Origin of the sequence: Amycolatopsis sp. AA4 (genome assembly GCF_002796545.1) — a bacterium.
GTDB lineage: Bacteria > Actinomycetota > Actinomycetes > Mycobacteriales > Pseudonocardiaceae > Amycolatopsis.
Genome location: NZ_CP024894.1, coordinates 1,917,878 through 1,942,079, shown reverse-complemented (window position 1 = coordinate 1,942,079; position 24,202 = coordinate 1,917,878). Strand labels below are relative to the sequence as shown.

Genomic DNA, 24,202 nt, shown 5'->3' with positions numbered 1-24,202 from the left:
CCAATCCGGGAGCTTCGGCCAGGTTGCTGTCGGTGGTTTGCATACCGAGAGAGTACGAACGACCACCGACAGTTTCCGGCCCCAGCCGAAGATCAGGCCGGAGCGACCGCCTCGCGCACGCCCTTCGCCAGCTCCGAGGCCAGCTCCGCCACCCCGTCCGGACCGTCCGCCGCGGCCGTGACCAGCGCGGATCCGACGATCACCGCGTCCGCGAACCCGGCCACCTGGGCGGCCTGCTCCCGCGAACGGACCCCGAGGCCCACGCCGATCGGCAGCTCGGTGTGCTCCCGGGTCCGCCGAACCAGGTCCTCCGCGTGCACGCCCACCGCGTCGCGGGCGCCGGTCACGCCCATCACCGCGGTCGCGTACACGAAGCCCGACGAGGCCGCCGTGGTCTTCGCCAGGCGTTCCTCCGACGACGACGGCGCGACCAGGAAAATCCGGTCCAAGCCATGCTCGGACGACGCCGCCATCCACTCGTCGGCCTCGTCCGGGATCAGGTCCGGCGTGATCAAGCCCAGGCCGCCCGCCGAGGCGAGGTCGCGCGCGAACGCGTCGACCCCGTAGCGGTGCACCGGGTTCCAGTACGTCATCACGACCGCGCGCCCGCCGCGCGCGGACACCGATTCCACGACCTCGAACAGCTGCTTCAGCCGGAACCCGCTCGCCAGCGCCGCTTCCGCGGCCGCCTGGATGGTCGGGCCGTCCATGACCGGGTCGGAGTACGGGACGCCGACCTCGACCAGGTCCGCACCGCCGTCGATCGTCGCGGCCAGCAGGTCCTTCGAATTGTCCACGGACGGGAATCCGGCGGGCAGGTAGCCGACCAGCGCGGCCCGGTGTTCCGCCCGCGTCGCTGCGAACAGCTCGTCGAGGCCGCTCACTTGCCCTCCCCGTCCACGAGCCCGAACCACTGGGCCGCGGTGTCCATGTCCTTGTCGCCCCGGCCGGACAGGTTGACCACGATCAGCCCCTCCGGACCCAGCTCGCGGCCCAGTTCCAGGGCCCCGGCGAGCGCGTGCGCCGATTCGATCGCCGGGATGATGCCCTCGGTGCGCGACAGCAGCCGGAAGGCGTCCATCGCGGCCGCGTCGGTGACCGGGCGGTACTCGGCGCGGCCGGAGTCCTTGAGCCACGCGTGTTCCGGTCCGACGCCCGGGTAGTCCAGGCCCGCCGAGATCGAATGCGATTCGACCGTCTGGCCGTCCTCGTCCTGCAGCAGGTACGACATCGCGCCGTGCAGGTTGCCCGGGCTGCCCTTGGTCAGCGTCGCGCCGTGCCGGTTGCCGTCGATGCCCTCGCCGCCCGGCTCCAGGCCGACCAGCCGCACCGACGGGTCGTCGTAGAACCCGGAGAAAATGCCGATCGCGTTGGACCCGCCGCCGACGCACGCCGCGACGACGTCCGGCAGCCGGCCCGCCTTCTCCAGGATCTGCGCCCGCGCCTCCTCGCCGATGACGTGGTGGAAATTGCGCACCATCATCGGGAACGGCGACGGACCGGCGGCGGTGCCGAACAGGTAGTGCGTGGTGTCGGCGTTGGTGACCCAGTCGCGCAGCGCCTCGTTGATCGCGTCCTTGAGCGTGCGCGACCCGGTTTTCACCGGCACGACCTCGGCGCCGAGCAGCTTCATCCGCGCGACGTTCAGCGACTGCCGCTCGGTGTCGACCTCGCCCATGTACACGACGCAGTCGAGGCCGAGCAGCGCGCACGCGGTGGCCGTGGCGACGCCGTGCTGGCCCGCGCCGGTCTCCGCGATGACGCGCTTCTTGCCCATCCGCACGGTGAGCAGCGCCTGGCCCAGCACGTTGTTGATCTTGTGCGAACCGGTGTGGTTGAGGTCCTCGCGCTTGAGGAAGACCCGCGCGCCGCCGGCGTGCTCGCCGAACCGCTTGGCCTCGGTCAGCAGCGACGGACGGCCCGCGTACTCGGTGAGCAGCCGGTTCAGCTCGGCGGTGAACTCGGGGTCGTGGCGGGCCTTCTCGTACTCCGCCGCGACCTCGTCGACCACGCCGATCAGCGCTTCCGGCATGAACCGGCCGCCGTACGGGCCGTAGTAGCCGCGCTCGTCCGGATCGTGCTTGCCGCGCTCGGTCACCGCGACGGCCTCGGGCAGGCGGGGTGCGAACCGGCGGTGACGAGCTTGACGACCGCGCCCTTCGGGTCGCCCGAGGCCACCAGGCCCTCTCCGACGAGCACCGCGTCCGCGCCGTGCCCGGCGTAGGACATCAGGTCGCCGGGGCCGCGGACGCCGGACTCGGCGACCTTGAACACGTCCATCGGCAGGCCGGGCGCGAGGCGGGAGAACACGTCGCGGTCCACCTCGAGGGTGTGCAGGTTGCGCGCGTTGACGCCGATGACCTTCGCGCCCGCTTCCAGCGCGCGGTCGGCCTCCTCGGCGTTGTGGATCTCCACGAGCGCGGTCATGCCGAGCGATTCGACGCGGTCGAGCAGCGCGGCGAGCGCGTTCTGCTCCAGCGCGGCGACGATCAGCAGGACCATGTCCGCGCCGTGCAGCCGGGCCTCGTGCACCTGGTACGGGCTGACGATGAAGTCCTTGCGCAGCACGGGAATGTCGACCGCGGCGCGCACCGCGTCGAGGTCGGCGAGCGATCCGCCGAAGCGGCGCTGCTCGGTGAGCACGCTGATCACGCGCGCGCCGGCGTCCTCGTAGTCGCGGGCCAGCGCGGCCGGATCGGGGATCGTGGCCAGCTCGCCCTTGGACGGGCTGCGCCGCTTCACCTCGGCGATGACGCCGATGCCGGACTCGCGCAGCGCGGCCATCACGTCACGCGGCGGGACGGCCTTGGCCGCCCTGGCCTTCAGTTCGTCGAACGGCAGCGCGGATTCCCGCTGCGCGAGATCCTCGCGCACGCCGGCGACGATGTCTTCGAGCACGCTCATCGGACGCCCCTACCCGCTGCCGCACTCCTGGGTCCACTCGCAAGCTCGCTCACAAAAACCTTCCCCTTCCCGCCGAAACGATGCTAACCCCCGCTCGATGACCGGCCGGTCCCGGGTTGCTCAGCGACGGCGCTCAGCGACGCGGATCCGGCGGATCGGTCGGGTCGTCCCCCTCCGACAGCGCCTCCCACAGCTCGGTGTCCGGATCCTTCCGCGCGGCCTTGGCTCCCGGAGCGGCGTAACGGGCCCCGAGCTTGCGCGCGGCTCCCGCCCGCTTGACCGCTGCCAACCCGCCGAGCGCGACGAGAATTCCGCCGAGGACGGCGATCAGGTGGCCGAGCACGATTTCCGTGCCGGGCAGCCCGGGCGCGAACCCGCCGAAGCGGATCCCGTCCACGCCGCTCCAGACGCCCGCGGCACCGGCGAGCACCAGCACGATCCCGAGCACGCGGCGCAGCCAGCCGCCGGTCGCGATCGCCCCGGCGACGCCCGCGAGCGCGAGGAGCGCGAGCGGCACGAGCGCGGTGGCGCGCTGCTCGCCGGGTTCGGTGTACAGGACCGTGCCGCGCACGCCCTCGTCGCGGAATTCGGCGAACCACACCATCCGCGACGCTCCCCACAGCGCCAATGCGCCGAGCAGCAGGGCGAGAATGATCGTCCACAGTGGACGCTTCGCCTTCCCGCCGCCCGCGGGCCGGGCTTCCGCCGCGGCGCCGCCCGGTGGTTCCGCCTCCTCGGACCGCTCAGACACCGGCCGCGTCCTCAGCTGGGTCCAGCTCCCCCGCCGGGATCATCGTGCCCGCCGCGGCGATCGCGGACAGCACGGTCCGGGCCTTGTTGAGCGATTCGGTGTCCTCGTAGTCCGGCACCGAGTCCGCGACCACGCCGCCGCCCGCTTGGACGTAGGCGGTCCCGTCGCGCATCAGCGCGGTGCGGATGGCGATCGCCGTGTCCGCGTCGCCGGCGAAGTCCAGGTAGCCGACCACGCCGCCGTACAGCGCGCGGCGCACCGGTTCCAGCTCCTCGATCAGCTGCATCGCCCGGACCTTCGGCGCGCCGGAAAGGGTGCCCGCCGGGAAACAGGCCGCGACCGCGTCGAACGCCGTGGCGTCGTCCTTCAGCTCGCCGGTCACCGTGGACACGATATGCATCACGTGGCTGTAGCGCTCGATCTGGAAGAAGTCGACCACGTGCACGGAGCCCGGTTTGCAGACCTTGCCGAGGTCGTTGCGGCCGAGGTCGACGAGCATCAGGTGCTCGGCGCGTTCCTTCTCGTCCGCGAGCAGGTCCTTGGCCAGCTGCGCGTCCTCCTCCGGATCCGCGCCCCGCCAGCGGGTGCCCGCGATGGGATGCGTGGTGGCGCGGCCGTCGCGGACGGTCACCAGCGATTCCGGGCTGGAGCCGACGATGTCGAAGCCCTCCAGCCGCAGCAGGTACATGTACGGGCTCGGGTTGGAGGTGCGCAGGACGCGGTACACGTCGAGCGCGTCGGCCCCGGTCTCGATCTCGAATCGTTGCGACGGCACGATCTGGAACGCTTCGCCGGCCTTGATCGCCTCGACCGCCTTGTCGACGGCCGCGTGGAAGTCTTCCTTGCTGCGGTGGCGGCGGAATTCCGGCGCGGGCCGGTCGAACGTCACGACGGTCGGCGGGGCGGGCACGCGCAATTGCTCGGTCATCGCGGACAGCCGGGCCAGCGCGTCGTCGTACGCGGCGTCCACGCGCTCGGCGGAATCGTCCCAGTTGACCGCGTTGGCGATCAGCGTGACGGTGCCCTCGTGGTGGTCGAACGCGGCGAGATCGGTGGCGAGCAGCATGGTCAGCTCGGGGATGTCGAGGTCCCGTTCGGCCAGCTCGGGCAGCTTTTCCAGCCAGCGCACGGAATCGTAGCCGAGGTAGCCGACCATCCCGCCGGTCAGCGGGGGCAGGCCGGGCAGCGGTTCGGTGTGCAGCGCCTCGACGGTCGCGCGCAGCACCTGCAGCGGGTCGCCTTCGGTGGGCAGGTTGTCCGGCGGGGTGCCGGTCCAGACCGCCTTGCCGTCGCGGACGGTCAGCGCGGCCGGGCTGCGCACGCCGACGAACGACCAGCGCGACCACGATTTCCCGTTCTCGGCCGATTCGAAGAGGAACGTGCCGGGCCGGTCGGCGGCGAGCTTCCGGTAGATCCCGAGCGGGGTCTCGCCGTCGGCGAGCACCCGGCGCACCACGGGGATCACGCGGCGGCTCTCGGCCAGCGCGCGGAACTCGGCGCGGGACGGGGTGACCGGGCCGGGCCCGGCCGTGGACGAGGCTGCTGAGCTGACCATGCGCTTCATTGTGCCGCTACGGCCGCGTCCGCCGGTCGGCGGGCTCTCAATTCAATGACTGTTGAATTCGGCGTGGCGACCGGTCAAGATGGTCCGGTGAGCACGGAAGACACTACCGCGCGCCGCCGCGGCCGCCGCCCCGCTGGTCAGGACACCCGGGCGGTGCTGCTCGAAGCGGCCCGCGCGGTGTTCGCCGAGAACGGCTACGAACGCGCGACGGTCCGCTCGATCGCCGCGCGCGCCGGGGTCGACGCGGCCATGGTCAACCACTGGTTCGGCGGCAAAGAAGGCCTGTTCGCGCAAGCGGTGCTGAAACTGCCCTTCGAACCGGCGGAACTGGTCACCGTCCTGCGCGACGGTCCGGTGGACGAACTGGGCGTCCGGATCGCGCGCACTTTTCTGACCCGCTGGGACGGCGCGGGCGGCGACACGTTCCAGGCGCTGATCCGCAGCATCGCCGGCCACGAGGCGGCGAGCACCGTGCTGCGCGAGTTCTTCCTGCAGTTTTTCACCAGCCTGCTGAGCGACCTCGGCGGCGACCGGCACGAGCTGCGGGTGGCGTTGTGCGCGTCGCAGCTGGTGGGGATGGGACTGGTCCGGTACGTGGCGCGGTTCCCGCCGATGGTGGAGGCGGAGGTGGACACGCTGATCGCGGCGGTGGCGCCGACGCTGCAGCGTTATCTCACCGGGGACATCGACTAGCGCGCTCAGTGCGACAGCAGCAAGATAAGCAGCGCCAGCCCGCCCGGCAGCACCTGAACCAGCAGGATCCGCTTGGACGACGTCACCGCGCCGTACAAACCGGCCACGATCACGCACGCCAACCCGTACAGCTTCAACTGGAAGCCCGCCGGGTCTGCGGCGATGAGCCCCCAGATCAGCGCGGCGGCGAGAAACCCGTTGTACAGCCCCTGATTCGCGGCGAGCGTCTTGCTCTCGCGGGCGAATTCCTCGGTGGTGCCGAAGGCCGCGCGCGCCCGCGGCGTGGTCCACAAAGCCATCTCCAGCACCACGATGTACAGGTGGATCAGGGCGACCAGCCCGACGAGGACGTTCGCGACGACGGTCATCGCTCGCTCTCGTCCGCGAGCAGCAGCCGTTCGTCGGTGTCGAAACACGTGTGCGTGCCGGTGTGGCAAGCCGGACCGGTCTGGTCCACCCGCAGCAGCACCGTGTCGCCGTCGCAGTCGATGCGGACCTCTCGCACGTGCTGGACGTGCCCCGAGGTCTCCCCCTTCACCCACAGCTCCTGACGGCTGCGCGACCAGTACGTGCCGCGGCGCGTGGTGAGCGTGGACTCCAGCGCCTCGTCGTTCATCCACGCCATCATCAGCACGTCGGACGTCGCGTGGTCCACGACGACAGCCGCGATCAGGCCGTCCGCGTTCCATTTCACCCGGGCGGAAATCTCCGGCGAAAGGCTCATCGCACGACCACCCCGCCGGTGCGCAGCGCGCCCTTCACGTCGCCGATCGTCAACTGTCCGAAGTGGAATACGCTCGCCGCCAGCACCGCGTCGGCGCCGGCTTCCACGGCGGGCAGGAAGTGTTCGGGCGCGCCCGCGCCGCCGCTGGCGATCACCGGGACGCGCACCGCCTTGCGGACCAGGCCGATCAGCTCCAGGTCGAAGCCGGTTTTGGTGCCGTCCGCGTCCATCGAGTTGAGCAGGATCTCGCCCACGCCGAGTTCCTCGCCGCGCGCCGCCCATTCCACCGCGTCGATGCCGGTGCCACGCCGGCCGCCGTGCGTGGTGACCTCGAAACCGGACGCGGTCGGTTCGCTGCCTTCGGGCACTCGCCGCGCGTCGACGGACAGCACGACGCACTGGGCCCCGAACCGGCGCGACGCCTCGCGCAGCAGCTCCGGACGGGCGATCGCGGCCGTGTTGATGCTCACTTTGTCCGCGCCGGTGCGCAGGAGCCGGTTGACGTCGTCGGTCGAGCGCACGCCGCCGCCGACGGTCAGCGGGATGAAGACCTGCTCGGCGGTGCGGCGGACCACGTCGAAGGTGGTTTCGCGGTCGCCGGAGGACGCGGTGACGTCGAGGAAGGTCAGCTCGTCGGCGCCCTCCGCGTCGTACCTGCGCGCCAGCTCCACCGGGTCGCCCGCGTCGCGCAGGTCGGCGAAGTTGACGCCCTTCACGACCCGGCCCGCGTCGACGTCGAGACAGGGAATCACCCGAACCGCCACAGCCATGCCGTCCAGCCTAGTCGGCCGCCCGGTCAAGCCCGCGCGACGGCTTCGTCACTCCTTTTCGGATCCGAAGCATCAAAACGGGGTGCTCGCGCGTCTGAGGATCGTGACGACCGGTTTCGACGATTTCGTGGCGGAACGCCTCGACGGGCTGCTGCGCTACGCGACCGTCCTCGCCGACGACCCGCACCTGGCGCAGGACATCGTGCAGGACGTGCTCCTGCGCGCGCAGCAACGCTGGGCGAAGATCGATTCGCCGCCCACCTACGTCCGCCGGATGATCACCAACGAATACCTGTCGTGGCGCCGCCGCGCCGCCCGCCGCGTGGTGCCGTCGAACCACACGGTGCTCGACGCGCTCGGGCCGCCGACCGCCGATCCCAGCACCGCCTACGACGAACGCGACGAAATGCTCGCTCTGCTGGCCACGCTGCCGCGGAAACAGCGCGCCGCGGTCGTCCTGCGCTACTACGAGAACTACACCGACGCCGAGATCGCCGATTTCCTCCGCTGCGGCGTCTCGACCGTGCGCAGCCAGATCTCGCGCGCGCTGGCGACGCTGCGCGCCGGCCTGCCCTCGTTGCCGACCGCCCTCACCACCGGAGCAGGAGAATGACCCCCTCGAACGAGACCGAGACGCTGGTGCGCGACAGCCTCGAACGGCTCGCCGAGCGGGCGCCGGACGGCCACGAGGTGCTCAACGCGCTCGCCCGGGCCCGCCAGCGCCGACGCCGTCCTCGCCTCGCGCTCGTCGCCGCTGCCGCCGCGGTGATCGCGGTCGCCGCCGGGGTGCCACTGGTGGTCAGCACGGTCACCGAAGCGCCCGCGCAGCTCACGCCCGCCGCCGGGCGGCCGGTGCTCGCGTACACGCCGGGTTGGCTTCCGGACGGCTTCACCGAGCAGTACCGCTCCGGCGGCCCCGGGAACGCCGCGCAGGTGCGGCAATGGCAGTCCGGCGCGAGCCGGGTGGAGCTCGCCGCGCATTCCACGGCCGATCCCGAATGGGCGCAGACCGCGCTGCGCATCTCGGCGCTTCGGGACCAGGTCGTCGTGCACGGCCGGGTCGCCATGGTGACCGGGCCGAACGACACGATCGCCACGCTGACCTGGATGCCGGACGACCACTACGTGCTGACCGCCAAGGTCGAAGGCGTCCCGGACGCCCGCGCGGTGGCCGAGCAGGTGGCCGATTCGGTGACCGTCGAACCAGTCCGGATCCGCGGCGAGGCACGGTTCGGGCCGCTGCCCGCCGGTCTCCGCGAGGAGGCCACGACGGTGCGCGGCAGCAACGCCGACACCGCGACGACCGTCCTCGACGCGAGCGGCCCGGCCGGCAAGGTGCGCGTGACGGTCGGCGGCGCTACCCCGGCCCTCGGCGGCTCCGGGCCGGTGCCGGTGCGCGGCCTCCCCGGGGCTTACCTGCCCGCCGCCGGACCGGCCGACGCGCAGGTCGCCGTGCGCTTGCCGGCCGGACGCTGGCTGACCGTCTCCGGCCGGTTGCCGCGCGAGCAGCTCGTCGCGGTGGCGGACGGGATCGTGCTCGATCCGGCGCCGGAATACGCGTGGCTGGGCGCCCGCTGACCGCTACCGTGAAGCCATGTCCGAACTGGGGGAGTCTCGGAGCACGCTTTCGCGGGCTGCGTACGCCGTCGGAATCGGCGCCGCGATCATCGCCGTTCTGGTGGCCTGGTGCGTCGGGGCCAACTACCTCGCCCAGCTGACCGCGGGCGAGCAGCTGACCTGCCGGTTGCGCGCTCTCCTGCCGTGGTCGGGCCTGGGCGTGACGCTGTGGCAGGTCAGTTCTCTCGTGCTGTTCCTTCTCGCCGGTGCCGGGATTTCCGCGCTGCTCGGGCGAATCGGGGTGCGAAAGGCGACGCTCGGGGTGTGCGCGGGCCTGGTCGTGCTGTTCACCTGGGGATATGTCGCGGCGACCCACGTGGTGATGGAGAAGGTGGCTGCCCACGGCACCTCGGTCGCCGTGCCGACGGCGCCTCCCGGCTCGCCGCCGCCCGCGGATCGCTGCCAGGCGCGGTGACGCCGTCTACCGTAGGGCTATGTCCGAACTGGAGCGTCTCGGCGCCGAGAAGTACGTCGTGCTGACCACTTTCCGCCGCGACGGCCGCGCGGTCCCGACCCCGGTGTGGGCCTCCCGCGACGGCGGCGAACTCGTGCTGTTCTCCGAACGCACCGCGGGCAAAGTCAAACGAATCCGCAACAACGGCGAGGTCCGGCTGCAAGCCTGCGACGTCCGCGGCCGCCGCGTGCACGGCGCTCAAGTGCGCGGCACCGCCCGACTGCTCGATGCCGCCGACACCGAGCGCATCCGCGGAGTCATCGCGCGGGATTACGGCATCGTCGGACGCGTGACCATGTTCTTCAGCCGCCTCCGCGGCGGACCCGAGCGGACGATCGGGATCGCGGTCAAGATCGCCGAGTAATTCACCGGGCCGCCTCGCGAAGCCGGGCGCCCATCGCGGCCGAATCGTGGTCCGGACCGCAGCCGTCGGCCAGGATCACGTCGCCCACCAGGTGGTTGGTGCGCAGGGGCAGGATCTTGGGGTAATCCGCCGAGGCGTACCACTCCTCGGCTGCGGTGAAGTCGGGGAATTCGATCACGACGGTCGCACCCGGCCAGCTGCCTTCCAGCACGCGGGTCTGTCCGCCATGGACCAGGAAGCGGCCCTGGAAAGGGTCGAGCGTCGCCTGGATCAGCTCCATGTACTCGTAGACCTCGGCGTCCACGGTTCCGGGCTGGCGGAGGTGGGCGATGGCGTAAGCGGTCATGTCCGACTCCTCGAATGGATTTCGTTGCCTGCCAAGCAATCCTCGCCGCTGCCATGCATGGAGTCGATTACCTCGCGGGTAATCGTTCAGCCCCCATAGCGGTCCGTCAGTTCGCGCCCGATGCGAGCGAGTTCGGCGCGGACCGGTTCCGGTTCCACCACCTCGACCAGGTTTCCCCATCCGGCCAACTGTTCCGCGAGGGAGCGCACCCAGTGCGCAGCCACCTTCACCCGAACCCGGCCGTCCTGCTCCCCGAGCACCTCGCAATGCCGACCGAAATGCGAGCGCAGCACGGACAGGTACCGCGCGTCGGTCAGCACCGTCGCGGACACGAGCGAACGCCGCTGCTCCATCTCTTCGACCACCCGCGCCCACTGTTCGCGGAGATCGAAGTCGTCCGGCCGTTCCGAGGGCAGGTCGGTGGTCTCCGCCTTCGACATCCGGTCGACGCGGAAAGTCCGTTGTCCCGCAGGGGTTCCGGCGATCAGATACCAGACGCCGTCCTTGTCGGCGAGGCCGTACGGATCGACCAACCGGCTTTTGCCGCTGTAGTCGAACCGCACCTTGCGCCGCCGCACGACCGCCTGCTGCAGGGACTGGACGAGCGCGGGCGGCTCACGATCGTGCTCGCCCCATCCCGCCGGATCGGACACGACGGCGCGCGCGGCGGCTTCGGCGTCGGCCCGGAACGTGGCGGGCAGCGCGCGGACGAGCTTGCGCAGTGCAGACGACAGTTCCGGACCGCCGGACGCCGCCGGTCCCAGCATCAAGAACAACGCCTGGGACTCGGCCGCGGTCAGCCCGCTGAGGTCGGTGCGGGCCCCGCCGACGAGCGACCATCCGCCGCCGCGTCCGGGCTGCGGATAGACCGGGATCCCGGCCGCCGACAACGCCTCCAGGTCGCGGCGGGCCGTGGCCACGGAGATCTCCAGGTCCTCGGCCAGTTCGGCGGCGGTCACCCGGCCGCGGGCCTGGAGCAGGAGGACGGCAGCGACAAGACGGTCAGCGCGCATGTTTTCGATTCTCTCCCCAAAGTGCTCAGAAGATGAGCACTTTGGCCGAGAAGCTAGTTCCACAAACCGAGCAGACAAGGAATCAGAGATGCTTCGAGGACTCAGCACCGTCACCTTCTACTCCCCCGACTTCGACGCGGCGAAGCGCTGGTACACCGACCTTCTCGGCGTCGCGCCGTATATGGACACGCCCGCGTACCTGGAGTGGCGAATCGGCGACTACCAGCACGAATTCGGCATCGTGCACAGCTCCTACGCCACCAGCGAACTGTCCCGGACCGCCGATCTGGCCACCGTCGGGCAGCCCGCGGGCGCGGTCGTGTTCTGGCACGTCGAGGACGTCCCCGCGACGCTCGAACGTGTCGTCGCGATGGGCGCGAAGGTCCACGACGCCCCGCGCGACCGCGGCACCGGATTCATCACCGCGTCGGTGATCGACCCGTGGGGCAACGTTCTCGGCCTGATGTACAACCCGCACTACGTGTCGGTCCGGGAAGCGCTGGTGCAGGCATGACGCACTTCCCCGACGCCGCGGCGTGGCGGAACTGGCTGGCCGAGCACCACGATTCCGCCACTGAGATCTGGGTGGTGCTGGCGAAAAAGGGCACGCCCGGTCTCACCTACGAGCAGGCACTGCAGGAAGCGCTCTGCTACGGCTGGATCGACGGCCTGACCCGCCGTTGCGACGATTCCACCTACACCCAGCGGTACACGCCGCGCCGGCCGAAAAGCCCGTGGTCGCCGCGAAATCTGGCCCGGGCCGAGCGGCTCCGGCAGGAAGACAGGATGCGCCCGGCCGGGCAGCTCGCGCTCGACCGGGCCGCGGTTCCGGCTTGTCGTCCGCTGCGCGCCGCCGTCAGCGGACCGCGGCGAGGGCTTCCGGCAGGGTGAAAGCGCCCGCGTACAGCGCCTTCCCGACGATCGAACCCTCGACGCCGTCCGACGCCAGCGCGGCCAGCGCGCGCAGATCGTCCACACTGGACACTCCGCCGGAGGCGATCACCGGGGCGTCGGTGCGCGCGGTGACCTCGCGCAGCAGGTCCAGGTTCGGGCCGCGCAGCGTGCCGTCCTTGCTCACGTCGGTGACGACGTACCGGCTGGCCCCGTCGCGGTCGAGCCGCTCCAGAACCTCCCACAGGTCGCCGCCGTCGGACGTCCAGCCGCGCGCGGACAGCCGGTGCCCGGCCTCGGTGATCCGCACGTCGAGCCCGATCGCGACGCGGTCGCCGTATTCGGAGACGACCTTCGCCGTCCAGTCCGGGTCCTCGAGCGCCGCGGTGCCGAGGTTGACCCGCCGCGCGCCGGTGGCGAGCGCCGCCTCGAGCGACGCGTCGTCGCGGATGCCACCGGACAGCTCCACCTGCACGTCGAGCCGCTTGACGACGTCGGCGAGCAATTCGCGGTTGCTGCCCTTGCCGAACGCCGCGTCGAGGTCCACGAGATGGATCCACTCGGCCCCGTCGCGCTGCCACTGCAGGGCGGCCTCGAGCGGACTGCCGTAGGAGGTCTCGGTGCCCGCCTCGCCCTGGACGAGTCGGACCGCCTGGCCGTCGGCAACATCAACTGCGGGAAGGAGCGTGAAAGTCACGCGCACAGACTAAGCGGCGGGGCCGGGCGCGCCTTCCGGGGGATGTGCGCGCACTCGGAGCGGCGGCTCAGCAGCGCGGGCAGAGTGAGCAGCAGCACATCTGCCGGTCGCCACCGCGTTCCCGCTCCCGGCTACGCCAGCGTGCCCAGCCAGTTGCGCAACAGCTGCGCGCCCGCGTCCCCGGACTTCTCCGGGTGGAACTGGGTCGCCCACAGCGGCCCGTTCTCCACCGCCGCGACGAAGTCCTCGCCGTGGTTCGCCCAGGTCACCTTGGGCTGCTGGCCCGCGAGGCCGGAGTCCAGGTCCCACGTGCGCGCCGCGTAGGAGTGCACGAAGTAGAACCGCTCGGCGGGGTCGATCCCGGCGAACAGCTGCGAATCGGCGGGCGCGCGGACGGTGTTCCAGCCCATGTGCGGGAGCACGTCGGCGTGCAGGCGCTCGACCGTGCCCGGCCATTCGCCGGTGCCCTCGGTCTCCTCGCCGTGCTCGACGCCGCGCGAGAACAGGATCTGCATGCCGACGCAGATGCCCAGCACCGGACGTCCGCCGGCCAGCCGTTTGCCGATGATCCGGTGCCCGTGCACGCCCAGCAGCCCGCTCATGCACGCCGAGAACGCGCCGACGCCGGGCACCACCAGGCCGTCGGCCTCCAGCGCGGCATGCGGGTCCGCGGTGACCTCCACCTCGGCGCCCGCGCGCGCGACGGCGCGCTCGGCGGAGCGGAGGTTTCCGGAGCCGTAATCGAGGATCACCACACGAGACACAACCCGAGCCTAGCCTCCCGGGGAATTTCGTTCCGAGCCCGTTTCGTTCTCGCCCCGAACGGGTACCCACGAAGCTATGTGCGGGCGCGGCCGGCGCCCCCGGACCCGGAAAGAGGACGAAATGTCCGAGTCCGATCTGCTCTGCCGGATGTTCCAAGCATGGCGGGAAGACATCGACAGCGTGCCGTTCCCGCAGTTCAGGGAGCTCACCATCCCGCTGCAGAAGACTCGCGCGGAGGTCGATCGCGCGCGCCGGTCGACCGCGCAGACGGCGCCTCCCGCGCGCCGTGCCGACGGCGGCTGGTGACCCCGGGCGGTTGCCCGCTGCCGAGGTCCCGGCTCATCCGGTGAAGAATTCCTTGAGGGACAACGCGATCGAACCCGCGTCGAGCCCGTGCACGAGATCGTGGTCGGCGAGCGTGCCGTAAATCCGCACTTCGGTGTCCCGGCGCGTGCCGAGGTTCAGCAGCCGGTGCGGCCGGTCCGCGAGCGCGTCGGCGACGCAATGCGCGGAAGTCCCCTTGAGATACGGCTCTACCAGCGCCACCTCCGCCACGTCTGTCACCGCGGCGCGCAGTCCTTCGACATCGAACGGGCGCACCGTCGAGGTGTAGAGGACCGTCACGTCCATGTCCTCGGTCGCCTCCAGCACCCGGTCCAGCATCGGCCCCACCGCGATCACCACGCCGCGCGCGCCCCGGTGGATCGTCTGAAGCCCGACGCCGAGGTGCGGTTCGGAGTTCTCCTGGGCGGACAGCCGCAGGTACGTCCGGCTGTCGCCAGGCACCGAATCGAGCAGCAGCCGCCGCGCCTCCTCGGGATGGCCGGGAATGTGCACGTACCAGCCGGGCAGGGAGTCGATCAGCGCGACGTCGCCGGGTGCCTGGTGCGTGCGGCCTTCCATCGGCATGTCGTAGGACGCGCCGTAGGACACCAGCACCGCGCCGAGTTCCTGGTGGCTGAGGTCCAGTTTGATCTGCTCGAAGGCGCGCTCCACGAGGAACGCGTTGAAGGTGTGCACGATCGGCCGCAGCCCGGCGAGGGCGAGCCCGGCGCCGGTGCTCACGAGCAGCTGCTCGCGGATCCCGACGTTGAGCACCCGGTCCGGATGCCGGCGCGCGGCCTCGGCCAGCGCCGCGGTCGAGATGTCGGCGAGGACGATCGCCACGTCCGGGTCGGAGTTGACGATTTCTTCGGCGGTGGCCAGGAAGGTGTCCCGCATGTTCGGCATCAGTGCGCGCCTTTCGGTTCGACGACGGCGACGACCGCGAGCGGCCGTCCGGGATGAGGGGTGGTGAACGCGTCGTACAGCGCTTCGTGATCGCGGCCGGAGACCGTCCGCACAGCCCAGCCTTCGGTTTCGAACCGGCGCGCGATGCCGCCTGGCCAGCCGTGCGTCGAGGACTGGTTGTCGATGACCACGGTGGTCAGTTTGTCGAGCCCGAGCCGCGCGGCGACGACGATCGCCTCGTGGTTGGAGCCCTCGTCGAGTTCGGCGTCGCCGATCAGCGTGACGATGCGCGAGCTGAACCGGCGGGCGCGCAGGCCGAGCGCGGTGCCGACGGCGATCGGCAGGCCGTGCCCGAGCGAACCGCTGGAGATTTCGACGCCCGGCGCGCGCATGCGGTCGGGATGATGGCCGAGCCGCGAACGCGCCGAACTCCAGCCGGCGAGTTCGTCCTCGTCCAGCCACCCCTTCGCGACGAGCACGGCGTAGTACGCCATCGGCCCGTGGCCCTTGGACAGCAGGAACCGGTCGCGGCCGGGCCGCCGGGCGGTGTCCGGGCCGAGGTCCAGGACGCGGTCGAACAGCACCCACAGGACGTCCACTGTGGACTCCGCGGCCGCGTGGTGTTTGTCGTCGCCGGTCATCAGCGAGATCAGCCGGGGCAGGTCCGCGTAGCCCGGCTCGGAGGTCGTCGTGGTCATGGTCCGACGATGCAACCTCGACCAAACTGAAGGTCAAGCGCTAACCTGAAGCAATGACGAGGTTGGCGGACAAGCTGAGCATCGGCCAGGTCGCGGAACGCAGCGGAGTCCCGCACACGGCGCTGCGGTTCTACGAGGAGCGCGGCCTGATCACCTCCGAGCGCTCGGCGGGCAACCAGCGCCGCTACGCGCGTTCGGTGCTGCGGCGGATCGCGTTCATCCGCGCCGCGCAACGGGTCGGGCTGTCGCTGGAAGACATCAGCGCGGCGCTGGAGACGCTGCCCGCCGACCACGCGCCGACGAAGGCGGACTGGGCCCGGCTGTCGCGCGAATGGCAGACCGAACTCGACGCCCGGATCGACGCGCTGCAGCGGCTGCGGGACCGGCTGACCGGATGCGTCGGCTGCGGATGCCTGTCGCTGCGCAGCTGCGGCCTGTACAACGCGGACGACGAACTCGCCCGGTTCGGGCCCGGGGCCAGCAAGCTCCGCCCGGTGCTGGAGGGCGGGATCTGAATTCCGTTGCGCGGCAGGGCTTCGGTGTGGGTTACTACGGGCAGCAATGAACGAGAAATCTCGAACCCGAGTATCCAAAAGACTGTCCCGGCACCTGCGCCACGACCCCGGCGGGCTCGGCCTCACGCTCGCGCCCGGCGGCTGGGTCCCGGTCGACGAACTCCTCGCGGCACTGGCCCGCAACCGGTTTCCGGTGAGCCGCGCGGAACTGGACGAGGTCGTCGCGAACTGCGCCAAACAGCGGTTCGCCTTCGACGGGACGGGCACGCTGATCCGCGCCAGCCAGGGGCACAGCGTGCGCGTGGATCTGGAACTGTCGGACGCGGTGCCGCCGGAAATCCTCTACCACGGCACGGCGACGCGGTTCCTGCCCTCGATCCGGGCGGAGGGATTGCGCCCGATGAAACGGCACGCGGTGCATTTGTCCGCGACCCGCGAAACGGCGTGGAAAGTCGGTTCGCGACACGGGAAACCGGTGGTGCTGACGGTCGCGGCCGGGGAAATGGCCGCGCGCGGGCATGTGTTCCAGGTGAGCGACAACGGAGTGTGGCTCGCTCCGGCGGTTCCGGCGGAGTTTCTGACGGTGGCCGAGTAGCGCATACTGAGCCTGCCGTGCCGAAGGAGGTGGCCATGCCTGACTACACGATCGTCCAGTGCAGCCGAGGCCACTATTTCTCCACGATCTGGCTCCCCTTGGTGTCGTTCAAGGCGATCCGGCTCGGCGACCGGCGACTGCAGCGATGCCCGGTGTGCCGCCGTTTCCGCTCCGTCGTCCGGGTCTCCGCGGACCAGTTGACCGCCGAGGAACTGCGCGCGGCGAAAGCGCGCAAGGACTCCCGGCTGCCGTAATCCGTCGCGTTTCAACCGGATTCGGCGACCCGGCACAGGATCTCGCCGTGCGGGATCGCGAACCAGCCGTCCGGGCCAGCCCGCCCACGCACGCCAACCCTCAAGCCGATCCGGCTCGGCGACCGGCGACTGCAGCGATGCCCGGTGTGCCGCCGTTTCCGCTCCATCGTCCGGGTCTCCGCAGACCAACTGACCGCCGAGGAACTGCGCGCGGCGGAAGCGCGCAAGGACTCCCCGCTGCCGTAATCCGCCGCATACTTCCGCCATTTCAGCCGGTTTCGGCGACCCGGCACAGGATCTCGCCGTGCGGGATCGCGAACCAGCCGTCCGGGTCAGCCCGCCCACGCACGCCAACCCTCAAGCCGATCCGGCTCGGCGATCGGCGGCTGCAGCGATGCCCGGCGTGCCGCCGTTTCCGCTCCATCGTCCGGGTCTCCGCAGACCAACTGACCGCCGAGGAACTGCGCGCGGCGAAAGCGCGCAAGGACTCCCGGCTGCCGTAATCCGCCGCGTTTCAACCGGATTCGGCGACCCGGCACAGGATCTCGCCGTGTGGGATCGCGAACCAGCCGTCCGGGTCGGCCGCCCACGCGCGCCATCCCTCGGAAATCTCGCGGAGGCCTTCGGCGGACGCGTGCCCGCCCGCCACGGCCTGCTCGGCGATCTTGGAGTCCAGGATCCGGTCCGCCCACATGCCGCCCCACCACGCGCGTTCCTCCGGCGTGGAATGGCTCCAGATGGAGGCGCTCGGCGTGACGTCGCGCGCGCCCGCGGCGTGCGCCCAGGCCAGCAAGCGCCGTCCGGCGTCCGGCTCGGCGCCGTTGCCGTGCGCGACCGCGCGGTACACCTCCTGCCAGCGGTCCAGCCGCGGATCCGCCGGCCACCAGAACGCCGCGGCGTAGTCGGTGTCGCGGGCGGCGACCACACCGCCGGGCTTGGCCAGCGCCAGCATGTGCCGCAGCGCTTCCACCGGTTCGGTCAGGTGCAGCAACACCTGGTGCGCGTGCACGACGTCGAACCGGCCGACCGCTGGAGCCGCCGTGATGTCGGCGCGCTCGAACCGGACGTTGGACACGCCTTCGCTCCGCGCGTGCGCCCGCGCTTGCTCCAGCACGGTTTCCGAGACGTCGATGCCGACGACCTCGCCCGGGGCCACTCGGCGGGCGAGGTCCACCGTGATCGTCCCGGGGCCGCAGCCGACGTCGAGCACACTGCGTCCGGGAAGCAGTTCGGGTGCCAGGTAGGCCGCCGAATTGTCGACGGAACGCCAGAGTTGAGACCGTACAACGCTTTCCGCGTGCCCCTGCCCGTAAGCGCTCTCCGAAGACATGCTCCGAGACTAGGAGCGTGTTCCCAAATAGTGCAACAGACTTCTCAGCAGTTGAGACGACGCCGCGGTCGGCCGAGCAGCCGCCGCCCCACCCCGATCAGCTCCTGGCGCAACGTTTCGTCGTCCACCTCGGCCAGATCGGGCGCCCCGCCCGCCATCGCGATGCCGGTGAACGCCACGATCGCCGTCACGCGGGCGGTCACGTCCGGCTCCGGTCCCCCGGCGACGATCGAGATCAGCGCCTGCTTGAACCCTTCGACGCCGTGCCGCGATTTCGCGAGCGCCGCGTCGATGCCCGGGTCGCTGGAGAACAGCGCGACCAGCACCCGGTGCCGCACCACGAGATCGACGAAACCGTCCAGCAGATGGTCGACGCGCGCGCCGTGCCGCCGGTGCTTCGCCGCCTCGACGACCAGCTCGTCCAGTTCCCGGATGCCCGGCTCCGCGACCGCCTCGGTGATCTCCGCCTTCGTCTTGAAGTGGTAGTACACCGCGGCCTTCGTGACGCCCAGCTCGTCGGCGATCATCTGCAGCGACGTGCCCTCCACGCCGTGCTCCGCGAACAGCCGCAGCGCAGTGGCGAGCAGCCTGGTCCGGGTGTCCGCGACCGGTTCGACGGTCGTCATCGCGCCCTCCTCGTCAAGCGGAGTGCGCTGCTCCGCAGCACACCATGGTACTTGCCGAGCGACTAGGCCGAAACTTGCCGTGCGGCTAGTCACATCCTAGCCGATCGGCTTGGCAGCTCCTTGCCGAATGGCTAGCTTCGAAAGGGCGATTCCCAGTGCGGAGAGCCCGCTTCGGGCGCGAAACGGAGACGACTCGTGGCACCCTTCCTGTACCGGCTCGGCAGGCTGTCGTTCCGCCGCCGGGTCCTCGTGGCGGCGGTTTGGGCGCTTGTCCTCGCGGCGGTGGGCGCGGGCGCGCTCACGCTGTCGGGCAAGCTGTCCGATTCGGTGACCATCCCCGGCACCGAATCCCAGCAGGCGATCGACCGGCTGGCCGAGCACTTCCCGCAGGCCGCGGCGGGCGGCGGCACCGCGCGGGTGGCGATTGCCGCGCCGGAGGGGCGGAAGGTCACGGATCCGGCGGGTCAGGCGGCGGTCGAGTCGGTGGTGGGGAAGCTGCGGTCGGCGCCGAAGGTGGCGGGGGTGGTGGATCCGTTCCAGGCGAGGTCGGTGTCGCCGGACGGGCGGGTCGCGCTCGCGCAGGTGAGCTATCAGGTCAAGGGTTTCGAACTGTCCGACAGCGACCGGCAGGCGCTGCTGGCGACCGGCGATCACGCGAAGCAGCTGGGGTACCGGGTCGAGTACGGCGGGGACGCGGTGCAGGGGATCCCGGCGACCGGGGCCACCGAAGGACTCGGCGTCGCGGTCGCGGCGGTCGTCCTGATCATCACGTTCGGGTCGTTGCTGGCGGCGGGGATTCCGTTGCTGACCGCGCTGGTCGGGGTCGGGGTCGGGATGGCGGGCATCATGCTGGCTTCGGGGTCGATGGAGCTGAACTCCAACACCCCGGTGCTGGCGTTGATGATCGGTCTCGCGGTCGGGATCGACTACGCCCTGTTCATCGTCTCCCGTTACCGGCACGAGCTGGCTGAGGGCCGCGACCCGGAGGACGCCGCCGGGCGCGCGGTCGGCACCGCGGGTTCCGCGGTGGTGTTCGCCGGGCTGACGGTGGTCATCGCGCTCGCCGGGCTGACCGTGGTCGGGATCCCGTTCCTGGGCCAGATGGGCGTCGCTGCCGCGGCGACGGTCGTGGTCGCGGTGCTGATCGCGTTGACGCTGCTGCCCGCGGTGCTCGGCTTCGCTGGCGCCCGCGTCGCCCGCAGCAAGATCCGGGTGCGCCGCCGCACCGAGGGCCCGACGCACGGCGAACGCTGGGCGCGTTTCGTGGCGCGGCACCGGGTCCCGGTCCTGCTGACCGCGCTCGTCGGACTGGCCGTGGTCGCGATTCCCGCTTTGAGCATGCAACTCGGCCTGCCCAACGACAGCACCGCCGCGCCGGACACCACCCAGCGCAAGGCCTACGACCTGGTCTCCGCCGGTTTCGGCGAGGGCGCGAACGGGCCCCTGCTGGTCGTGGTCGACACCGGCCCGAACCGCAATCCGGACGCGGTGAAGCAGGCCGCCGCGGACATCGGCAGGCTGCCGGACGTCGCCGCGGTGACGCCGCCGCGCGTCAATCCCGCCGGCGACACCGCGCTGCTGACGGTGATCCCGAAAAGCGGCCCGAGCAGCACGCAGACCGAAGACCTCGTGTCCGCGATCCGCGCGCAATCCGCTCCGCTGCAGGACAAAACCGGCGGCAGCCTCGCGGTGACCGGGCAAACCGCGGCCAACATCGACGTCTCGCAGAAACTGTCCGACGCGATGCTGCCCTACCTCGCGTTGATCGTCGGGCTCGCCTTTGTGCTGCTGATGCTGGTCTTCCGGTCGGTCGTCGTGCCGTTGAAGGCGACGCTGGGGTTCCTCGGCTCGGTGGTCGCGACCTTCGGCGCCGTCGTCGCGGTCTTCCAATGGGGCTGGCTCACCGACCTGCTCGGCGTCGCCTCGACCGGCCCGATCATGAGCATGCTCCCCATCCTGCTCATCGGCGTCCTGTTCGGACTCGCCATGGACTACCAGGTCTTCCTCGTGACCCGCATGCGCGAGGAACACGTCCACGGCGCCGAACCCCAGGAAGCGATGGTCACCGGATTCCGCCACGGCGCCCGCGTCGTCGTCGCCGCCGCGCTCATCATGATCTCGGTCTTCGCCGGGTTCGTCCTCGCCGAATCGACCCTCATCCAGTCGATCGGGTTCGCGCTCGCCTTCGGCGTCCTGATCGACGCCTTCGTCATCCGGATGACCATCGTGCCCGCCGTCATGTCCCTGCTCGGCCGCCGCGCCTGGTGGCTGCCCACCTGGCTCGACCGGATCCTGCCCAACGTCGACGTCGAAGGCGAAGGCCTCGTCCGCGAACTCGGCATCCCCGGCGACGACGAACGCGAACTCACGCGGGTCTGATTTTTGTCGGTGCTGGTTCGTACCCTGTTTTCATGATCGAGGAGACGGTACGGACTTGGGTAGCGGGATGGGCGTTGTCCCGGCGGACGCCGCCACCGGTCGAAAAGCCGTGGGGGTATTACATCGAGGTGCCGGACAACCCCGCGCAGGTCGGCAGGCATGTTCTGCCGTTGGCTGAGGAATCGCTGGTCCGCGCCGCCGCCGGGGCGGTCAGCGAACCTCGGACGTGGCTGAAAACGCCCGCCGAGCCGGAAACCATCGAACCGTGGCTCCCGGACGGCTGGGTGGTTGCCTGGGGCGAGACTGGCCATCTGATGGCGACGGACCTGCTGGCTACGCATCCGGTGGCGCCGGAGGGCTACACGGTTTCCGCGGAAGTCAGCGGTGCCGTCACGTTCCTCCGGGTCCTGGACGCGGCGGGCGCGCAGGCGGCGAAGGCCCAGATGGCGCGAACGGGCGATGCGGTGATCGTGGACCAGGTGAAGACCGAGGAGCCCCACCGACGACGCGGATTGGGCGGCTTCGTGATGCGCTGGCTCGCCGACCGCGGTTTCGGACGGGGCCGGGCTCGGCATTCTCGGGGCTACCGATGCCGGGAGGGCGTTGTACGAGACGTTGGGGTGGAAGAAGCACGCGACGTTGGCTGCGTGCGTTTATCAGCCGTTGGAGGCGTAATCCCGGGGTGCGTTGCGAATGAGGGGAGGGCCGCGCTGGTCGCAGCGAAGCATATGCCGGAAGCCTGCGGGCCCGCGCAGTTGCCAGGAAGCGGCTGCCAAGTGCGGGAAATTCCACGCTAAGCCGCGGGAACACTCGCACCAAGTGCAGGCGAGCACCTGGTGCCAGTCGCCGGGAGGCACCCGTCAGGTGCGGGCACGCGCCGCGCTAGCCGCCAGGAGGCGATTGGCAGGCGTCAGGCGGTCGCCGCTAGCCGCAGGAACACGCGCACCAAGTGCAGGCGAGCACCTGGTGCCAGTCGCCAGGAGGCACCCGCCATGTGCGAGCAAGCGCCGCGCTAGCCGCCAGGAGGCGATGGGCAGGCGTCAGGCGGTCGCCGCTAGCCGTGAGAGGAATCGCGCTAGCTGCGGAGGTGGCATACGCGCGTCGGAGGTGGGCGAAGTCTGCGCTAGTCACCGGAAGGCACGCGGCAGGAGCGAGCAGGGCCGCGTCAGGAGAGGAGATTCGCGCTAGTCGCGGGAAGCCGAGCGGTCCGCGCTAGTGGTCGGTATGCACGTTAGGGACGGGCAAGGTCCACGGTAGTTGCCGAGAGCGTCAGGCTAACGAGCCCGGCGGTGGTCAGCTGACCAGCCAGGCGATCGCCCCGCCAATAGCCAGCACCGCGGCGACGCCCAGCACCACGGCGAAGAACTTCGCGGTCTTCCACAGCGAGTAGACCCCGCCGGCCAGGAAGCCGCCGAGGGCCAGCAGCAGGACCGCGATCAGTTCTTTGCTCACAGGGGTTAGCGTGCCACATGGCTTTCACCGTGACGGTACTGGGCAGCGCGACGCCGTACCCGCGCCCGGACGCGCCGTGTTCCGGGTATCTGGTGCGCCGCGACGACACCGCGATCTGGCTCGACGCCGGGCCCGGCACCCTCGCTGCCCTGCAGGAACACGTCTCGCCGACGGCGCTGGACGCGATCTGGATCTCGCATCTGCACGCGGACCACGTCGCGGACCTGTTACCGGCGGTGTACGCGCTGTTGTTCGCCGACCTGACCCTGCGAAAGCCGATCCCCCTCTACGGCCCGCCCGGCACCGCGGCGCGGATTTCCGCGTTTCTGAGCAACACCGGGCGCGCGCCGATCGAGGAGGCGTTCTCCGTCCGGGAAGTGCACGACGGGCATCAGACGCGGGTCGGCGGTCTGCGCCTGGAGACGGTGGCCGTGTCGCACGGGTTTCCGGCGTTCGGCGTGCGGATCACTGACGGGGAGCGGACTTTCGCGTACTCCGGCGACACCGGGCCCTGCGACGCGCTTTCGCAACTGGCAGAGGGAACAGACCTGTTCTTGTGCGAGGCGGACAGCATCGAACCGTCCGCGGAACATCTGACTCCGGCCGAAGCGGGCCGTGCAGCGGCGGGTGCCGCGCGGTTGGTGCTCACGCATCTCGGCCACACGGTAACCCCGCGCGACGCGGTTCGCCTTGCCGCCGAACACTTTCCCGGGCCGGTCGCATACGCCGCGCCGCGCACGGTGTTCCGCGTGTGAATCAGATCGTGAGATCCCCCGCCCAGATCCGTTTCAGGGGCGGAACATCGCCCTGCCTGATCCGCGCCCACTCCCGCTGGTCCCGGGACGACTTCGGCCGGTGCTCCTCCAGCACCTCGAACTCCCCCAGCGAACCCAGCGCTCGCGCCGCGGCGATCCTCGTCTCCCGAAGGGTGTCCTGGAGGAGATCGATCAGCAACTCCCGGACAGGATTCGATCGCACTGCTTCACGCAAGCCAGCGTTGCCCAGCCTGCGGACCGCGTGCACGCCGAGCGTGCGCACTGCGGAAAAGCGGTCCTTCAACGCCTTCGCCAAGGGATCAAGCGCACTGACCTCTCCGGAATCCCCCAGTCCGATTGCCGCGTCCATCCGCACCACAGTGGGATAACAGTCGAGGACCCGCTCGTACTGGCCCACTGGGTCCAGCCGACGGAGGCGGCTGAAGCCGAAGTAGTACCGGGTGACGATCGGAGCCTTGACCGGCCAGGACGGTCGGCGGTCCGCAGCTCTGACGTGTCCGCCCGGGACGGCGTCGAGCAGCGGAGCCGGATCACGGTCGCGGTCGCGCTCCGCGAGAATCCGGATTGCCAGCGCGACTGCTTTGGCCGACCACAACCCGCGGGTCAGCAACTCCAAGAGCGCGTCGTCGATTCCCGCTTCTTCGGTTCGGACAAGCTCCGTCGCCAGTGCCGCCGCCTGCGAATCGGGAGCGCGCAGTATTTCCTTGAGCGCACCGCGCACGTCCATCCCGCCTCGCATTCCCAGTCTCCAGCAGAAGCAGAAGTCCCCGGGCGCGCCAGCAAACGACGCCGCG

The 24,202-nt window shown here is 70.7% G+C and carries 32 protein-coding genes; 14 read left to right on the top strand and 18 right to left on the bottom strand.

Annotation, left to right across the window (positions count from 1 at the left end; genetic code table 11):
* Window positions 1-92 precede the first annotated feature (92 nt).
* The 5 genes from trpA to CU254_RS09315 form a co-directional block, all read right to left on the bottom strand.
* Window positions 93-884, bottom strand: coding sequence for a tryptophan synthase subunit alpha (gene trpA, locus CU254_RS09335; RefSeq protein ID WP_009074976.1), 792 nt, complete (start codon window positions 882-884; stop codon window positions 93-95).
* On the bottom strand, window positions 881-2,098 hold the full coding sequence (trpB, locus tag CU254_RS09330) for a tryptophan synthase subunit beta (protein ID WP_286156943.1): 1,218 nt from the start codon (window positions 2,096-2,098) through the stop codon (window positions 881-883). Before trpB ends, trpA begins: the two co-directional genes overlap by 4 nt.
* Window positions 2,095-2,904 (bottom strand): indole-3-glycerol phosphate synthase TrpC, encoded by an 810-nt coding sequence (trpC, locus tag CU254_RS09325; RefSeq protein ID WP_009074973.1) that lies wholly within the window; start codon window positions 2,902-2,904, stop codon window positions 2,095-2,097. Before trpC ends, trpB begins: the two co-directional genes overlap by 4 nt.
* A gap of 133 nt (window positions 2,905-3,037) precedes the next feature.
* Complete coding sequence (locus CU254_RS09320) at window positions 3,038-3,556, bottom strand: Trp biosynthesis-associated membrane protein (protein WP_050788414.1); 519 nt, start codon at window positions 3,554-3,556, stop codon at window positions 3,038-3,040.
* A gap of 91 nt (window positions 3,557-3,647) precedes the next feature.
* A complete protein-coding gene (locus CU254_RS09315; protein WP_037713065.1) occupies window positions 3,648-5,210 on the bottom strand; it encodes an anthranilate synthase component I in 1,563 nt (520 codons plus the stop codon).
* 96 nt (window positions 5,211-5,306) lie between these two features.
* Here CU254_RS09315 and CU254_RS09310 point away from each other — a divergent pair, with 96 nt between their 5' ends.
* Window positions 5,307-5,912, top strand: coding sequence for a TetR/AcrR family transcriptional regulator (locus CU254_RS09310; protein WP_037713064.1), 606 nt, complete (start codon window positions 5,307-5,309; stop codon window positions 5,910-5,912).
* 5 nt (window positions 5,913-5,917) lie between these two features.
* On the opposite strand, the gene CU254_RS09305 is transcribed toward CU254_RS09310, so the two are convergent.
* Genes CU254_RS09305 through hisF form a run of 3 tightly spaced genes read right to left on the bottom strand, consistent with a single transcriptional unit; the run spans window position 5,918 to window position 7,406 of the window.
* A complete protein-coding gene (locus CU254_RS09305) occupies window positions 5,918-6,280 on the bottom strand; it encodes a DUF1304 domain-containing protein (RefSeq protein ID WP_009074966.1) in 363 nt (120 codons plus the stop codon).
* A complete protein-coding gene (gene hisI / locus CU254_RS09300; protein WP_009074964.1) occupies window positions 6,277-6,636 on the bottom strand; it encodes a phosphoribosyl-AMP cyclohydrolase in 360 nt (119 codons plus the stop codon). The genes CU254_RS09305 and hisI overlap by 4 nt, the downstream gene beginning before the upstream one ends.
* Window positions 6,633-7,406, bottom strand: coding sequence for an imidazole glycerol phosphate synthase subunit HisF (gene hisF / locus CU254_RS09295; protein WP_009074963.1), 774 nt, complete (start codon window positions 7,404-7,406; stop codon window positions 6,633-6,635). Before hisF ends, hisI begins: the two co-directional genes overlap by 4 nt.
* A 103-nt stretch (window positions 7,407-7,509) precedes the next feature.
* On the opposite strand from hisF, the gene CU254_RS09290 reads away from it, so the two are divergent.
* Genes CU254_RS09290 through CU254_RS09275 form a run of 4 tightly spaced genes read left to right on the top strand, consistent with a single transcriptional unit; the run spans window position 7,510 to window position 9,841 of the window.
* Window positions 7,510-8,019 carry a SigE family RNA polymerase sigma factor gene (locus CU254_RS09290; protein WP_086024878.1) on the top strand — a complete coding sequence of 170 codons (510 nt, stop codon included), beginning with the start codon at window positions 7,510-7,512 and terminating at the stop codon, window positions 8,017-8,019.
* On the top strand, window positions 8,016-8,984 hold the full coding sequence (locus CU254_RS09285; protein WP_009074959.1) for a hypothetical protein: 969 nt from the start codon (window positions 8,016-8,018) through the stop codon (window positions 8,982-8,984). The genes CU254_RS09290 and CU254_RS09285 overlap by 4 nt, the downstream gene beginning before the upstream one ends.
* 16 nt (window positions 8,985-9,000) lie before the next feature.
* Window positions 9,001-9,438, top strand: coding sequence for a hypothetical protein (locus CU254_RS09280; protein ID WP_009074957.1), 438 nt, complete (start codon window positions 9,001-9,003; stop codon window positions 9,436-9,438).
* A 19-nt stretch (window positions 9,439-9,457) separates the two neighbouring features.
* Complete coding sequence (locus CU254_RS09275) at window positions 9,458-9,841, top strand: PPOX class F420-dependent oxidoreductase (protein ID WP_009074955.1); 384 nt, start codon at window positions 9,458-9,460, stop codon at window positions 9,839-9,841.
* Window position 9,842: 1 nt separating this feature from the next.
* On the opposite strand, the gene CU254_RS09270 is transcribed toward CU254_RS09275, so the two are convergent.
* Window positions 9,843-10,187 carry a DUF1330 domain-containing protein gene (locus CU254_RS09270; protein ID WP_009074954.1) on the bottom strand — a complete coding sequence of 115 codons (345 nt, stop codon included), beginning with the start codon at window positions 10,185-10,187 and terminating at the stop codon, window positions 9,843-9,845.
* An 86-nt stretch (window positions 10,188-10,273) separates the two neighbouring features.
* Window positions 10,274-11,200, bottom strand: a complete 927-nt coding sequence (locus CU254_RS09265; protein ID WP_009074952.1) for a YafY family protein — start codon at window positions 11,198-11,200, stop codon at window positions 10,274-10,276.
* A gap of 88 nt (window positions 11,201-11,288) precedes the next feature.
* Here CU254_RS09265 and CU254_RS09260 point away from each other — a divergent pair, with 88 nt between their 5' ends.
* Together CU254_RS09260 and CU254_RS09255 are read left to right on the top strand one after the other, a co-directional pair.
* Complete coding sequence (locus CU254_RS09260) at window positions 11,289-11,714, top strand: VOC family protein (protein ID WP_009074950.1); 426 nt, start codon at window positions 11,289-11,291, stop codon at window positions 11,712-11,714.
* On the top strand, window positions 11,711-12,091 hold the full coding sequence (locus CU254_RS09255; RefSeq protein WP_009074948.1) for a YdeI family protein: 381 nt from the start codon (window positions 11,711-11,713) through the stop codon (window positions 12,089-12,091). Before CU254_RS09260 ends, CU254_RS09255 begins: the two co-directional genes overlap by 4 nt.
* On the opposite strand, the gene priA is transcribed toward CU254_RS09255, so the two are convergent.
* Window positions 12,057-12,788 (bottom strand): bifunctional 1-(5-phosphoribosyl)-5-((5-phosphoribosylamino)methylideneamino)imidazole-4-carboxamide isomerase/phosphoribosylanthranilate isomerase PriA, encoded by a 732-nt coding sequence (gene priA / locus CU254_RS09250; protein WP_009074946.1) that lies wholly within the window; start codon window positions 12,786-12,788, stop codon window positions 12,057-12,059. The genes CU254_RS09255 and priA overlap by 35 nt on opposite strands.
* A gap of 131 nt (window positions 12,789-12,919) precedes the next feature.
* Window positions 12,920-13,543, bottom strand: coding sequence for an imidazole glycerol phosphate synthase subunit HisH (gene hisH / locus CU254_RS09245; protein WP_037713062.1), 624 nt, complete (start codon window positions 13,541-13,543; stop codon window positions 12,920-12,922).
* Window positions 13,544-13,673: 130 nt separating this feature from the next.
* Between hisH and CU254_RS09240 the strand changes: the two genes are divergently transcribed.
* Window positions 13,674-13,859: a hypothetical protein gene (locus tag CU254_RS09240; protein ID WP_009074942.1), complete on the top strand. Its 186-nt coding sequence runs from the start codon at window positions 13,674-13,676 to the stop codon at window positions 13,857-13,859.
* Window positions 13,860-13,892: 33 nt separating this feature from the next.
* On the opposite strand, the gene CU254_RS09235 is transcribed toward CU254_RS09240, so the two are convergent.
* The gene (locus CU254_RS09235; protein WP_009074940.1) at window positions 13,893-14,783 is read right to left on the bottom strand and encodes a transketolase family protein; all 891 of its coding nucleotides are present in this window, start codon (window positions 14,781-14,783) and stop codon (window positions 13,893-13,895) included.
* A complete protein-coding gene (locus CU254_RS09230; protein WP_009074938.1) occupies window positions 14,783-15,481 on the bottom strand; it encodes a thiamine pyrophosphate-dependent enzyme in 699 nt (232 codons plus the stop codon). The genes CU254_RS09235 and CU254_RS09230 overlap by 1 nt, the downstream gene beginning before the upstream one ends.
* A gap of 53 nt (window positions 15,482-15,534) precedes the next feature.
* On the opposite strand from CU254_RS09230, the gene soxR reads away from it, so the two are divergent.
* The 3 genes from soxR to CU254_RS09215 are packed head-to-tail and all read left to right on the top strand — an operon-like array spanning window position 15,535 to window position 16,845.
* Window positions 15,535-15,996 carry a redox-sensitive transcriptional activator SoxR gene (gene soxR / locus CU254_RS09225; protein WP_037713059.1) on the top strand — a complete coding sequence of 154 codons (462 nt, stop codon included), beginning with the start codon at window positions 15,535-15,537 and terminating at the stop codon, window positions 15,994-15,996.
* Window positions 15,997-16,042: 46 nt separating this feature from the next.
* Window positions 16,043-16,591: an RNA 2'-phosphotransferase gene (locus CU254_RS09220; protein ID WP_009074934.1), complete on the top strand. Its 549-nt coding sequence runs from the start codon at window positions 16,043-16,045 to the stop codon at window positions 16,589-16,591.
* 35 nt (window positions 16,592-16,626) lie between these two features.
* The gene (locus tag CU254_RS09215; RefSeq protein WP_100266740.1) at window positions 16,627-16,845 is read left to right on the top strand and encodes a hypothetical protein; all 219 of its coding nucleotides are present in this window, start codon (window positions 16,627-16,629) and stop codon (window positions 16,843-16,845) included.
* 514 nt (window positions 16,846-17,359) lie between these two features.
* On the opposite strand, the gene CU254_RS09210 is transcribed toward CU254_RS09215, so the two are convergent.
* Complete coding sequence (locus CU254_RS09210; RefSeq protein ID WP_009074933.1) at window positions 17,360-18,175, bottom strand: class I SAM-dependent methyltransferase; 816 nt, start codon at window positions 18,173-18,175, stop codon at window positions 17,360-17,362.
* A 44-nt stretch (window positions 18,176-18,219) separates the two neighbouring features.
* Window positions 18,220-18,801, bottom strand: a complete 582-nt coding sequence (locus tag CU254_RS09205; RefSeq protein ID WP_009074931.1) for a TetR/AcrR family transcriptional regulator — start codon at window positions 18,799-18,801, stop codon at window positions 18,220-18,222.
* Window positions 18,802-18,996: 195 nt separating this feature from the next.
* Here CU254_RS09205 and CU254_RS09200 point away from each other — a divergent pair, with 195 nt between their 5' ends.
* Both CU254_RS09200 and CU254_RS09195 read left to right on the top strand, forming a co-directional pair.
* Window positions 18,997-21,180: an MMPL family transporter gene (locus CU254_RS09200; protein ID WP_009074929.1), complete on the top strand. Its 2,184-nt coding sequence runs from the start codon at window positions 18,997-18,999 to the stop codon at window positions 21,178-21,180.
* Between the two features lie 32 nt (window positions 21,181-21,212).
* Entirely contained in the window at window positions 21,213-21,977 is a 765-nt protein-coding gene (locus tag CU254_RS09195; protein ID WP_009074928.1) for a hypothetical protein, read from the top strand.
* Window positions 21,978-22,473: 496 nt separating this feature from the next.
* Here the strand turns inward: CU254_RS09195 and CU254_RS43605 are convergent, their stop codons facing one another.
* Entirely contained in the window at window positions 22,474-22,632 is a 159-nt protein-coding gene (locus CU254_RS43605; RefSeq protein WP_009074926.1) for a hypothetical protein, read from the bottom strand.
* 17 nt (window positions 22,633-22,649) lie between these two features.
* Here CU254_RS43605 and CU254_RS09190 point away from each other — a divergent pair, with 17 nt between their 5' ends.
* Window positions 22,650-23,387 (top strand): MBL fold metallo-hydrolase, encoded by a 738-nt coding sequence (locus CU254_RS09190; protein ID WP_009074925.1) that lies wholly within the window; start codon window positions 22,650-22,652, stop codon window positions 23,385-23,387.
* A gap of 1 nt (window position 23,388) precedes the next feature.
* Here CU254_RS09190 and CU254_RS09185 read toward each other — a convergent pair whose 3' ends face one another.
* Entirely contained in the window at window positions 23,389-24,147 is a 759-nt protein-coding gene (locus CU254_RS09185; RefSeq protein WP_009074923.1) for a HEAT repeat domain-containing protein, read from the bottom strand.
* Between the last annotated feature and the right edge of the window lie 55 nt (window positions 24,148-24,202).

What these genes read in the sequence shown, in the direction of transcription:
- CU254_RS09210 (WP_009074933.1), bottom strand. Translation starts at nt 18,175, where the DNA reads ATGTCTTCGGAGAGCGCTTACGGGCAGGGGCACGCGGAAAGCGTTGTA.
- CU254_RS09280 (WP_009074957.1), top strand. Translation starts at nt 9,001, where the DNA reads ATGTCCGAACTGGGGGAGTCTCGGAGCACGCTTTCGCGGGCTGCGTAC.
- CU254_RS09275 (WP_009074955.1), top strand. Translation starts at nt 9,458, where the DNA reads ATGTCCGAACTGGAGCGTCTCGGCGCCGAGAAGTACGTCGTGCTGACC.
- soxR (WP_037713059.1), top strand. Translation starts at nt 15,535, where the DNA reads ATGACGAGGTTGGCGGACAAGCTGAGCATCGGCCAGGTCGCGGAACGC.
- hisI (WP_009074964.1), bottom strand. Translation starts at nt 6,636, where the DNA reads ATGAGCCTTTCGCCGGAGATTTCCGCCCGGGTGAAATGGAACGCGGAC.
- CU254_RS09270 (WP_009074954.1), bottom strand. Translation starts at nt 10,187, where the DNA reads ATGACCGCTTACGCCATCGCCCACCTCCGCCAGCCCGGAACCGTGGAC.
- CU254_RS09230 (WP_009074938.1), bottom strand. Translation starts at nt 15,481, where the DNA reads ATGACCACGACGACCTCCGAGCCGGGCTACGCGGACCTGCCCCGGCTG.
- CU254_RS09235 (WP_009074940.1), bottom strand. Translation starts at nt 14,783, where the DNA reads ATGCCGAACATGCGGGACACCTTCCTGGCCACCGCCGAAGAAATCGTC.
- CU254_RS09285 (WP_009074959.1), top strand. Translation starts at nt 8,016, where the DNA reads ATGACCCCCTCGAACGAGACCGAGACGCTGGTGCGCGACAGCCTCGAA.
- CU254_RS09215 (WP_100266740.1), top strand. Translation starts at nt 16,627, where the DNA reads ATGCCTGACTACACGATCGTCCAGTGCAGCCGAGGCCACTATTTCTCC.
- CU254_RS09190 (WP_009074925.1), top strand. Translation starts at nt 22,650, where the DNA reads ATGGCTTTCACCGTGACGGTACTGGGCAGCGCGACGCCGTACCCGCGC.
- CU254_RS09220 (WP_009074934.1), top strand. Translation starts at nt 16,043, where the DNA reads ATGAACGAGAAATCTCGAACCCGAGTATCCAAAAGACTGTCCCGGCAC.
- CU254_RS09240 (WP_009074942.1), top strand. Translation starts at nt 13,674, where the DNA reads ATGTCCGAGTCCGATCTGCTCTGCCGGATGTTCCAAGCATGGCGGGAA.
- trpC (WP_009074973.1), bottom strand. Translation starts at nt 2,904, where the DNA reads ATGAGCGTGCTCGAAGACATCGTCGCCGGCGTGCGCGAGGATCTCGCG.
- CU254_RS09265 (WP_009074952.1), bottom strand. Translation starts at nt 11,200, where the DNA reads ATGCGCGCTGACCGTCTTGTCGCTGCCGTCCTCCTGCTCCAGGCCCGC.
- hisF (WP_009074963.1), bottom strand. Translation starts at nt 7,406, where the DNA reads ATGGCTGTGGCGGTTCGGGTGATTCCCTGTCTCGACGTCGACGCGGGC.
- CU254_RS09185 (WP_009074923.1), bottom strand. Translation starts at nt 24,147, where the DNA reads ATGCGAGGCGGGATGGACGTGCGCGGTGCGCTCAAGGAAATACTGCGC.
- CU254_RS09305 (WP_009074966.1), bottom strand. Translation starts at nt 6,280, where the DNA reads ATGACCGTCGTCGCGAACGTCCTCGTCGGGCTGGTCGCCCTGATCCAC.
- CU254_RS09195 (WP_009074928.1), top strand. Translation starts at nt 21,213, where the DNA reads ATGATCGAGGAGACGGTACGGACTTGGGTAGCGGGATGGGCGTTGTCC.
- CU254_RS09260 (WP_009074950.1), top strand. Translation starts at nt 11,289, where the DNA reads ATGCTTCGAGGACTCAGCACCGTCACCTTCTACTCCCCCGACTTCGAC.
- CU254_RS09255 (WP_009074948.1), top strand. Translation starts at nt 11,711, where the DNA reads ATGACGCACTTCCCCGACGCCGCGGCGTGGCGGAACTGGCTGGCCGAG.
- CU254_RS09315 (WP_037713065.1), bottom strand. Translation starts at nt 5,210, where the DNA reads ATGGTCAGCTCAGCAGCCTCGTCCACGGCCGGGCCCGGCCCGGTCACC.
- CU254_RS09205 (WP_009074931.1), bottom strand. Translation starts at nt 18,801, where the DNA reads ATGACGACCGTCGAACCGGTCGCGGACACCCGGACCAGGCTGCTCGCC.